Source organism: Pseudoalteromonas sp. L23 (assembly GCF_021728455.1).
GTDB lineage: Bacteria > Pseudomonadota > Gammaproteobacteria > Enterobacterales > Alteromonadaceae > Pseudoalteromonas.
On sequence record NZ_JAKKCW010000033.1, the window covers coordinates 1 to 10,905 of the forward strand.

Annotated in this window: 11 protein-coding genes; 4 read left to right on the forward strand and 7 right to left on the reverse strand. The window is 41.1% G+C overall.

Features of this window, described 5'->3' with window-relative positions; genetic code table 11:
- Window positions 1–397: 397 nt before the first annotated feature.
- Window positions 398–1,441, reverse strand: a complete 1,044-nt coding sequence (rsgA, locus tag L3V43_RS23330; RefSeq protein ID WP_235368202.1) for a ribosome small subunit-dependent GTPase A — start codon at window positions 1,439–1,441, stop codon at window positions 398–400.
- 551 nt (window positions 1,442–1,992) lie between these two features.
- On the opposite strand from rsgA, the gene L3V43_RS23335 reads away from it, so the two are divergent.
- The gene (locus L3V43_RS23335) at window positions 1,993–2,817 is read left to right on the forward strand and encodes a hypothetical protein (protein WP_010603671.1); all 825 of its coding nucleotides are present in this window, start codon (window positions 1,993–1,995) and stop codon (window positions 2,815–2,817) included.
- An 88-nt stretch (window positions 2,818–2,905) separates the two neighbouring features.
- Here the strand turns inward: L3V43_RS23335 and L3V43_RS23340 are convergent, their stop codons facing one another.
- Window positions 2,906–4,060 (reverse strand): iron-containing alcohol dehydrogenase, encoded by a 1,155-nt coding sequence (locus L3V43_RS23340; RefSeq protein ID WP_237117509.1) that lies wholly within the window; start codon window positions 4,058–4,060, stop codon window positions 2,906–2,908.
- A gap of 10 nt (window positions 4,061–4,070) precedes the next feature.
- A complete protein-coding gene (locus L3V43_RS23345; RefSeq protein WP_237117508.1) occupies window positions 4,071–4,934 on the reverse strand; it encodes a type 1 glutamine amidotransferase domain-containing protein in 864 nt (287 codons plus the stop codon).
- 110 nt (window positions 4,935–5,044) lie between these two features.
- On the opposite strand from L3V43_RS23345, the gene L3V43_RS23350 reads away from it, so the two are divergent.
- Both L3V43_RS23350 and L3V43_RS23355 read left to right on the forward strand, forming a co-directional pair.
- Window positions 5,045–5,944 (forward strand): LysR family transcriptional regulator, encoded by a 900-nt coding sequence (locus tag L3V43_RS23350; RefSeq protein WP_010603674.1) that lies wholly within the window; start codon window positions 5,045–5,047, stop codon window positions 5,942–5,944.
- Between the two features lie 88 nt (window positions 5,945–6,032).
- Window positions 6,033–6,266: a hypothetical protein gene (locus L3V43_RS23355; protein ID WP_010369844.1), complete on the forward strand. Its 234-nt coding sequence runs from the start codon at window positions 6,033–6,035 to the stop codon at window positions 6,264–6,266.
- Window positions 6,267–6,432: 166 nt separating this feature from the next.
- Here L3V43_RS23355 and L3V43_RS23360 read toward each other — a convergent pair whose 3' ends face one another.
- The 4 genes from L3V43_RS23360 to L3V43_RS23375 form a co-directional block, all read right to left on the reverse strand.
- Window positions 6,433–6,924, reverse strand: a complete 492-nt coding sequence (locus L3V43_RS23360; RefSeq protein ID WP_237117507.1) for a hypothetical protein — start codon at window positions 6,922–6,924, stop codon at window positions 6,433–6,435.
- A 284-nt stretch (window positions 6,925–7,208) separates the two neighbouring features.
- Window positions 7,209–7,826: a DUF6624 domain-containing protein gene (locus tag L3V43_RS23365; protein WP_237117506.1), complete on the reverse strand. Its 618-nt coding sequence runs from the start codon at window positions 7,824–7,826 to the stop codon at window positions 7,209–7,211.
- 579 nt (window positions 7,827–8,405) lie between these two features.
- Window positions 8,406–8,675: a Txe/YoeB family addiction module toxin gene (locus L3V43_RS23370; RefSeq protein ID WP_237117505.1), complete on the reverse strand. Its 270-nt coding sequence runs from the start codon at window positions 8,673–8,675 to the stop codon at window positions 8,406–8,408.
- Window positions 8,668–8,922, reverse strand: coding sequence for a type II toxin-antitoxin system prevent-host-death family antitoxin (locus L3V43_RS23375; RefSeq protein ID WP_005526636.1), 255 nt, complete (start codon window positions 8,920–8,922; stop codon window positions 8,668–8,670). Before L3V43_RS23375 ends, L3V43_RS23370 begins: the two co-directional genes overlap by 8 nt.
- A 340-nt stretch (window positions 8,923–9,262) precedes the next feature.
- Here L3V43_RS23375 and L3V43_RS23380 point away from each other — a divergent pair, with 340 nt between their 5' ends.
- Window positions 9,263–10,234: a transposase gene (locus tag L3V43_RS23380; protein ID WP_237117504.1), complete on the forward strand. Its 972-nt coding sequence runs from the start codon at window positions 9,263–9,265 to the stop codon at window positions 10,232–10,234.
- Window positions 10,235–10,905 lie beyond the last annotated feature (671 nt).

Here is a 10,905-nt window from a genome sequence, read left to right on the forward strand (position 1 = left end):
TTCGATAAGTTTCAGCCATTGCTCTGCGGTTTTGTGTTTAGGCATGGTCAGCTCCGAATTGAGATCAGAGCTGTACTTTATAGGCTGAGCGTATTCAGTAGCTAGGTGTGGTTCTGGCGACGCTTACGTTAGAACAGGCAGCTTTTCTGGTGCACTTAAAGACAATAGTTTAATTAGGGGTATCCAATCAAGGGTTATTAAAGGTCTAGAGTTTACTTTTTAGTTTACATAGCTTTTGAGTAGTCACAGCGTTAAATGCCTCACCCTGTTTCTTCTAAATTTAAATGGGTGTCTTTTTAGCCGCTTTCGCTTTAGCCGTACTTTAGCGTAGAAAAGCAAAAACCAAAGTGGAGCGAGTCCACTTTGGTTTAAGATAAACAGAACTAGCAATTACTGCTCAGTAGCCCTTTTTTAGTCTTCTAGTATCGCTTTGTACAAAACGATATTTCTTTGCAAGTGCTCTTTCCTTGTCTCTCTTATCTTTTAGGCTGGCGTTGTTTCTTTGATGTTCACTTCTTAGTTTTATGAAGTTGTTGAAGCGCCTAACTTCAAGTTCGCCACTCTCTATCGCTTGCTGAACAGCACATCCGGGCTCATTTTGATGTGAGCAATCACTGAAGCGGCAAGCGCTTTCTAACACTTCAATTTCTGCAAATGTTTTACTGATCCCTTGTTGGCAATCGGCTAGTTGGATCTCCCTCATTCCTGGTGTATCGAGCAACACTGAGCCATTGTCCATAAAATGTAACGAGCGAGAGGTTGTCGTGTGCCGCCCTTTTGCATCATCTTCACGGATTGAACCGGTGAGCTGCTCTTTACACTCTAACAGCGTGTTCACCAAGCTGGACTTACCCACACCTGATGAGCCTACAAATGACAACGTTTTGCCCTCGCTACACCAAGCTTTTAGGCACTCAACGGAGCTCGGCTCCAACGCATTTATCACTTCGACTGTCAAAAATGGATCCAACTCCTGAACGAGTTGTACTTGCTGTTGCCAACAATCGACCAAATCCTTCTTGGTCAAAACAACAATTGGCTCCACTTGAGCTTCGTTAGCCAGTGCTAAGTAACGTTCGATCCGGTTTAGATTAAAATCCTGATTTAGCGAGCAAACAATAAACAGGCTATCGATATTTGCAGCTATCAATTGCTCCGCGACTTTACTGCCCGCAGCTTTCCTTGAAATAACCGATTTGCGGGATAATAGCCTAATAAATTGATAATTTTCATCCAACAAAACCCAATCACCAACCGTCATACTAGGCAGTGAAACATGAGTAGCTAAAGAAATTTGTCGTGATTGCAACTGGATTAAATAATTACTTCTGTGGTGCGCTATCACGCGGCCAAGATTTGATGATTCTAGTTCTGTTAGTGTCAGTTGCTGTTGAAAAAATGCTTGCCAACCAAGCTGTGTTGGCGAATAAGATGTATTCATTATAAAATCTCAAAAATGCAGAAAGACTGCAAAAATCAAGCAGGGTTAATGAATATCATTGACCCCGGATAAGCCCATTAGGCATCACACCGGGTAAAAGGAGTAAAAAATTTAGAAAAGACGAAAGTTAAAGTCTACTAATCACACCTAGCTACAACTTTTACCGGGTGGCTCAATAAAACAATCATCAAATTCTCCTTAAACTTTTTTTGAATACCACCGTAGAGTAGCACTGAAGATAAGCTAGGTAAACTACGTATTTTGCGATATCCGGACTAAGCCATTTGCAGTATGAAAAATGTTTTCAAACTAATAACACCTTCCAATTTAGCCACATCGTAAAAGAAAACATCGTTTATTTAATCTTTTTTTAACACAACTCACCTAACATAGGTAAGACCCAGCCTTTGGAACTAAGTTTATAAATCAAACCAATCCAAAAGCAGTAAGCATAACAATTCTAAAGCTAGGGTAAAAAGCCTGTATTTGATGTGGGTTGTGGGTGCTAAGGTCTATAAAAACATACTTTCTAATATAAAAGGATTATTTCTATGAAATTTCATTCAATCGCCGCAGTAGTAAGCTTAGCGTTATGTAGTGCAACATTTACTGTTGGTGCTACTGAACAAGAAGAAAAAACCGCGACAATCGGTGAGCAGATTTTAGATAAAGTAAAAAGTAAATTACTATCGGGGTTTGGTTCACTTTTAGCTGATGCTGTATTTGGTTCTGGTGGGCCACAATACGTTATGCTGAGCGAAGAGAGCCTGCAGGCAATACAAGAGCGCGTTAGAGAAGAAATTGTACGTGATGCGGAGTTCGACTTTCTTTCTGAGTTTAGAAGCGTTGAAGCAAGCTTAAAACACTATGGCGATACCGTAAAATACAATGGAGAAGACCCTGTATTACTTGGTGGATTATTACTAAAAGCTAACGATCTGATAAATCACCGAGCTTTAAATAGTAGCTACAATGATGACTTTTTCTACCTTGCAGACACCTATGCCTTAGCAGCATCGGTTGTAGTGGCAGTGTATACTGAGCGTTATTTGGCTGGCATGGTGCCAAAAACAACCGTCGTTACCGCAGCTAAAAATCTAGCGGATCAGTTAAGCATAATGCTGGCACAGAAAAAGCAGGCGGACTTGCCACTTAGAAGCGGCTGTGAAGCACCTGACCCTTATTCTCAAATCGTTGAATATAAATGCTGGCTTAAAGACCCGTATGGTAACTATTTAGCATCGTACGTGGTAGAGCCACAATATCCAGATGATGTTGAATACTGGAATCGCAAAAAATCCCAAGCTGAAACAGAATACAGGCAAACCAAATTTAACAAAATTCAGGCTGTTATTGATCAACTAAGAAGCCTATAGAAAGCCAATGGAGTAAGATGGTTTAGTTACCTCTAAACCATCTTACTTTTGTTATCAAAGGGTAACACATTGCCACTGATTACTTGCTTTACAACGCCAGCATTAAAATCTCTTTCGCCTTCGCTAAATCAATATCGCCGTGCTCACCTAGTGCCGTCATGCCGTTCTTTTCTAGATTAGCGATAACTTCTTGTACTGCTTTTTCGTCTAATTGATAATCAGCTAAACGGGTTTGCACCGCCATCGACTCAAAAAAGTCTTGAACTGCTTTTATTGTTTGGTCAATTTGCTGCGCTTCGTCTGCGGCTGTAATACCAAATACACGCTCACCAAGTTGCTTGATTTTCTCGGCTTTTTTGTCTCGTTGCACATACATCACCGCAGGTAATACAATCGCAAGCGTTTGCGCGTGGTCAAGGTTATACAATGCCGTTAGCTCGTGACCAATCATATGGGTTGACCAATCCTGTGGCACGCCTTGACCAATAAGGCCATTTAGCGCCATAGTTGCAGACCACATAACGTTTGCTCTTACATCATAATTGTTAGGCTCGCTTAACGCCTTTGGCCCTTCGCTGATAAGCGTTTGTAAAATACCTTCTGCAAATCTGTCTTGCAGTGGCGCATTTACTGAATAAGTTAAATACTGCTCAATCACGTGAACAAACGCATCCACTACCCCATTACTCACTTGGCGAGGCGGCAGTGAATAGGTGTATTCTGGGTCAAGTACCGCAAACTGCGGCTGCACAGTTGGTGACGAAAACGCACGCTTTTGCGAAGTTGCCTTTTTTGTAACCACTGAGTTGCCGTTACTCTCAGAGCCTGTAGCAGGTAAAGTGAGCACAGCACCAATCGGTAATGGATTGCTAAAGCTTGCGCCCTTTACCAAAATGTCCCAAGGCTCACCGTCAAAATTCACGGCTGCCGCCACAAACTTTGCGCCGTCGATAACGCTGCCGCCGCCAACCGCAAGAATAAAATTCACATTATTTTGCTTTGCCGTCGCGACCGCTTGCATTAGCGTTTCATATGTTGGGTTTGGCTCCACACCACCAAATTCCACAACCTCAACACCTGTCAATGCATTCATTGCTTGGTCGTATACACCATTATTTTTAATCGAGCCGCCGCCGTACAGTAGCAACACCTTTGCAGCCTCTGGTAATCGTGAGGTGATTTCACGCATTTGGCCTTTACCAAAAAGAATTTCGGTTTGATTTTTAAATACAAAATTAAGCATGCTCAATTCCTTACTGTTTAATATTCGGTTCTTCCGCTAACATTTCTAGCAGCTTTTCTACTAGTAATGTGTCTGAAAACGGGTTTTGCCCTGTAATTAGCTCTCTATCAACAACCACTTTTGGCTGCCATGCATTTGCAAACTGCATTTTTCCTCCAGCCTGAGACATCGCGGCTGCTGGGTAAAAGTTGAGTTTTTCGCCATTTAACGTGCTTTCAAATACTTGTTCTTCTGGGTTCGAAAATATCGTCATTTGATATCCGTCATAAATCCAGTTTTTCGCTTGAACAGGTGACTGTGTTGTTAAACTCTGATAATACGCTTTTGGTTCACTTTGTGCCGAAAGCAACGTAATTGGGCCGTGGCAAATCGCAGCTGTTGGTTTATTCTCGCGGTTAAAATGGCGCAAAATTTCACCCACCTGCGGATTATTCGCCAAATCAATTAACGGTGCGTGTCCGCCTGGAATAAATACCGCATCAAATTCGTCTAGCCCCGCAGCAAGGATCTCGCTAAAACTTGCGGTATCATTAATATCTGGCAGGTTAGCAATAAATTTCTTGATGCTTTGTAATTTAGTCTCATCACCGCCGAAGTAATTAACCGACACTGATTTTTGATCAACAGCAGGGGCATTGCCTTTTGGTGTTGCTAATATCAGTTTATATCCAGCATCCACTAAAGCCTTTGCAGGTATCCCAAACTCATTGAGGTAATAACCTGTTTCTATTGTCTCACCACTGGCAAGTTCCATAGAGGTTTCGCTCGAAAGTAACACTAATACTTCACCTTCACTTGCATGAGCGCTAAGCACATGTGTTGCACCCAATAACGATGACACCCACACCATCGTATTCACTATACTCTTTTTCATCCCGGCTCCTCATACCAGTTCAATATCGACGAGTTTAGGCGATTTGCGGACACAGGTGAATTCGGATAAATTGGTAGGAGCAATCAGAATATTTATGGCTCAAGTAATTTATGTCTCATCTCACCCAACTAAAAACCTTTGTGGAAGTATACCGCTGCAAAAATATCACCAAGGCAGCGGCCAACTTGGGGATGTCGCAGCCAGCTGTCACGGCACATATTCAAACCATGGAAGCGGTAGTAGGAAAAGCCCTGTTTGAACGCCAAGCAAGAGGGGTAAAGCCAACGCCAACAGCACATGACTTAGCGCTGCAGGTGTCTGGTCATATCGATATTTTAGAGCAGAAGATCACCTCAATTCGAGCGCGCTCCAACGCGGTGTTTGGCACACTAAATATTGCTGGCCCCGCGGAGTATTTAAGCTTTGTCTCCGGTCCACAAATCGCCAACTTATTGCAAGCGGGCAACATTAACGTGGTACTTCATATTGGCAATAAAATTAACATTTTCGACGCACTAATAAACGACACCGCCGACATCGCCATTGCCGCCTCTGCGCCAGATCCCACAAGCTTTGACTATTTAGTTCTAGACAAAGAGCAATTGTGGCTAGTGATGAACCGTTTAGAGGGCAGAGAAATTCAAGACAGCGATATTACCGCCGACTTACTCTCAAGCTATAATGTCGTCACGTACGATCAAGACTTACCTTTGGTTAGACAATACTTTGACCGTGTATTTAATGCGGGCTGCAACTCTAATGTCATCGCTATTTGCCCAGACATTAGAGCAATTGCTAACATCATTCGCTCTGGAATAGGTTACTCCGTCCTCCCCGATTATCTCTGCCGAGATCTCATAAAAGCAGGTGAACTGATCCAACTTGGCCCTGTAGGCCCTGAAAACAATATCTATCTAGTATGGAAAAAGGGCGCGTTAAAACACCCACGCATTGCTTTTGCAAAAGATGTGATCTCCGCCTTTGCTAATATTAATTATCTTTCGAATTAAAAGGTTGTAAAAAAATTATTTTCCGCAGATTTCTGCTGAGAATTCCTGTTACCTTGCTGTAAATTAAAAGAGACGGGTTGGAGCATCAATGGACTATCAAAGCCAATATCGTGACTTAACTATTTATTACGACGCACTAAAAAAAGCAACAAAGCAAAGTGAAGCGGTACCAGACACCACAGAAAAATGGCTGGCACTCGTAGAAACGACCTTATTTGAATTACAAGAGCTTGCCCATATGGAAAAGGCTTATATGCAAAAATCAAGAACGATGAATAACCTAATTGAGTTGGTATATTCCAGCGCCCCAAGCATGGACTAGCAACTACGGGTTATTGCTGTTGAGTTTTGCATTGGCAAGAGTGCTACTACTAGCACTCTTTTTTTCGCTAGAAATAGAGTTAAACAGATTTAAAGTTTGAACAGAAATTAGCTGCACATACTTTACGACGCGGATAACCTGCGAAAATTTATGTGTGTTAGGTGTACTATTGGTACACCTTCAATGTAGTAAAGATTTCCTCGGACAGTTCTGCAAACACACCGTGGATCCGCTCAGATAGCGCTTTTACATTATCGAAATCAGGGTCAGCAAGCATTAAAATTTCAAAGATTGACCACTCGGGCATAACATCTTGATCCACCCACCTAACCCCCTGTAACTTTGTCCAATATTCAATTTGAACATCCTTTGTTTGCCCAAGGAGCCAAAGTTCGAATTGCACCTCTTGATGGTTCAACACCACTGCCAATTTGAGTTTGTGTTTTTTAAGGTAATCGTTTTGTAGATAAAAGTATGTAAAGTCAATATATCCGTGTAACACGTTTGCGACTGTAAACTGGCCTTTATACTGCTTATTGAATTCAGCTCTGAGACTTTGAACAATAGAGACGAGATCCTTATAGGTTTTCTGCAGTTCGCCACTTGCAAATACCATTTTATAGGCTGGAATTCGAGCACTAAGACTTTTATTAGACATGTTGTCCTCTGAGTTTTTCAGGCACATAGACAGAATGACCCACACACGAAGCTAGCATTGCAAGGAGCCTGAGTCATCATTAGATTGCCAATATCATATCAAACAATCAAAGTCGAATGACGCTTCATATATCCCAAGCTCAAAAATCAAGAAGCAAAAATTACAAAAATCACTGACACCCACCACAAATTTCAAGCCTTCATTTTCCTAACGTCAATGCAATTAGTGATGGGTATCACCAATCCATCCTTTAGTCATTGACGCCATAGTCTCTTGTATGCGTTCTAATTCAGCTCTATTTCGGGGTGATCTTTAATACCATACATTTCTTCCATTATCTTTTTATAAAACTCTAATGGAGGCATATTCATTTCAGCCCTCCTTTCATCCACTTTATCAACTTCTGAGATTGGCATGAAAGTGACTTTACCATTTTTAATATCTGCTTGTGTGCCGTACAGTTGCTTTTGCCCCCTATGTATAAGTACGCGATCGGTCAATAATGCGACTTCTTGTCCTGATACGCCTTCATTATTTAAATATGCTCTCTTTAAGATTGGAAGCATTCTTTCTTGAAACTCAGTATCTGACGAGTGCTGTATTATAAGAAATGCTGCTCCAACCCCCTCATTTCCGACCTCAGCATGTGTTAGCCATTGTCGTTTGCTTAATATTGCTTTGAGTTTTTCAGTATTCTGATGATCAACTGATGATAATTTAGCATGAAGCTCTTTTGGAGCTTTATCCCAACCGGCATCTCCTAACTGTTTTCGTACAGCCTGATCCTGTTTTGCCATTTCAATGAGTTGAACTTGCAATGGCAAATTTATCTCAGCTGAAACAAAACAAGGAAGAAAGTAGAGTAAAAAAAGTAACCGCATTTTCAAATTCCATTTAAGCATATAACAACCTACTAGTGTAAATTCTGAATATCTCACTTATCCACAAGAGATAAAATCGCAATCATCAAGAAAATTTTATTTAATAATTTTAGCAAGTTACCAGTCAAACATTGTCATTTCTATACAATCCAAAAATTACAAAAATCACTGACACCCACCATACAAAATCACTGACACCCACCACAAATTTCAAGCCTTCATTTTCCTTACGTCAATGCAATTAGTGATGGGTATCACCAATCCATCCTTAATACATGTTGCATAGTGGTATCAACCTTAGCCGAGTTCTTTATTTGATTCAATCGTTTACTCTAAACGTCACTGTCATTTTTTACTGTGTTTTAAGAGGCTATAAGGCTGGTCTCTGTGGCTTTTTGAGGTTTAAAATGAGCTACACTTCTTAGTGTATTATTTTTTGCAACTTTTCTAGATTATGCACCAAGCAATACAATTTCCATTGCGCATTCACTTTCCCTTACCCTCGTAATGTGAGTTTATTCATTCCTTTATTCACTATGATGTTGCCGAACACAGGTTCGATACACCTAAGTCGCTTGCTGTATTATCGCCGCCTCTAATTTAGTAGTGGTAACGACACGAAATTATCGTTATCGCTTGCTCATCAACTGCATAAACAAGCCTGTTAGTGTCATCAATACGACGAGACCAAAAACCAGATAAACTCTCTTTCAACGGCTCTGGTTTACCGATGCCCTCAAATGGGGAGCACTTAACATCATTGATGAGTTTGTTGATGCGCTTGAGTGTTTTCTTGTCTTGAGTTTGCCAATACAGATAGTCATCCCAAGCGTCATCAGTCCACGACAGTAAACGTTGACTACTACTCATCAATTAACTCTCGTGCTGTTGTTTTACCAGCACGGTACTGTGCAATCGAACGATTTAAGTGTTCAGCGTTTTGAGGAGAGCGTAGTAAGTGGACAGTCTCCATAAGGCTATTGTAGTAATCTAAAGACATAACCACAGCATCCTCAGAGTCACGACGTGTAATGACTGTTGTATCTGCGTCATTAACTACACCGTCTAGAACAGCTTTAAGACCATTTCTAGCTTCAGTAAAAGATACAATTCTCATAAGAACCTCTACATGTACATTTAATGGAACAAGTATAGTCTTCACCATTCTACTTGTACAGTAAGTTGAGCATGTAATATTGATAACGTAACCAACACTCCGCTCACCGGAATTTTGGGAGCGGAGTAAGTGAAATTTCCGAGTGTGGTGGCTTGTTACATTACGTCATCATCAGCATTCAAAGCCATCTTTAAGAAGCTAGGCATTCTTGGATCTGTGAATTGAAAGAATTATCAAATCGCTAGTTACCAAATCGCTGACACCCACCACTTAATTTGCACCTTCCTAAGATACCGCCTACGCTTTAATTCTGCACTCAAAGGATTGAGGAAACCAAACTATGGCAACTGCCCGTAAAAGACAAATCAGTTTAACCGACACCAAATACTACCACTGTATCTCCCGCTGCGTAAGACGCGCCTTTCTGTGCGGTGAAGATAAATTTACTGGAAAATCATATGAACACCGCCGGGATTGGGTTGAAGAAAAGCTCCTGATCTTAGGGTCTGTGTTTTGTATTGATGTCTGTGCTTATGCCGTGATGAGTAATCACACCCACATTGTTTTATATGTTGATGATAAAAAGGCTAAGCGCCTGTCTGATAAAGCAATTGTTATTCGATGGCACAAGTTGTTTAAAGGCAATTGGGTAAGCCAAAAATTTACTGAAGGTGAGCCACTCAATGAGTCGGAGCAATTGATACTCAATGAGCATGTCGCCAAATACAGAGAAAGGCTCGCAGATATTAGCTGGTTTATGCGAGTGCTTAACGAAGACATCGCCCGCCGAGCAAATAAAGAAGATAATTGTACAGGCCGTTTTTGGGAGGGACGATTCAAATCCCAAGCATTACTAGACGAGGCAGCATTGGCAGCTTGTCTAGCCTACGTAGACCTAAACCCCATTAGAGCCAAAGTCGCCGCAACGCCTGAAACCTCAGACTACACCAGCATTAAAAAACGCATAGACTATGCAAAGCTGGGTAAACAACCAAAAAGCCTACTACGCTTTGCTGATAGCCCGCGAAAACATATGCCAAAAGGACTGCCTTTCGAGCTCAAATCCTATATTGAGTTGGTTGAGCTCACAGGCCAATGTATTCGAGCCGATAAACGCGGGTATATCAATGAAGTACAACCGATTCTTACTCGACTCAATATAGAACCTGAGAACTGGATAAAACTCACCACGCAATTTTCTCGAGTATTTCATGGTGCAGTGGGCCGAGAACGGACAATAACCGCTTACTGTGAAACACTGCAAAAAAGACGGCGGACAAACCTAACAAACTGCGAGCGTTTGTTGGCTTAGCAAAACTCACATTCTCAACTCTAGAATTTCTTACTTCTGTATTTACAGCGCTTTGTCGTGCACGATAACTCGGTTTTGATGTAGAGATACGCTTGGGCGCTAAAAATTAGTCTATCTATAAACGTTTTTGACCAAAGTGATTGAAGTAATTTTATGCGTTTTTACTTCACTTCCTCAGCTTTGATGTTAATAGTAATGGGTGTCACTTATTTTTTTCAAAACTTTTCCATAAAGCTAAACTTATCCAGTTTTTCTGATTTTATACTAAAAAAGCACAAACCTACTGTTGCGCCCCTATTTCGTTAATTTATTAGGAGCGACTATTGTCAATATTATGACCGCAATTATAACACCTTTCTTTAGGCAACCTATACCTATACCACCCCAGTATTACTTGATTTCTTCGGCACTTTTGGCACGAGTAAAAAATAGCTTTTAACACAAGTAAAACACCAACAAGCATTGAACCGATATAAAAAGGGTTAGTAAAGAAGTTATCAATCGTACCCCTATGAAATTGAAAACCTATAATACAGGCTACGAGGTAAGCGTCGCCAGAACCACACCTAGCTACTGAATACGCTCAGCCTATAAAGTACAGCTCTGATCTCAATTCGGAGCTGACCATGCCTAAACACAAAACCGCAGAGCAATGGCTGAAACTTATCGAA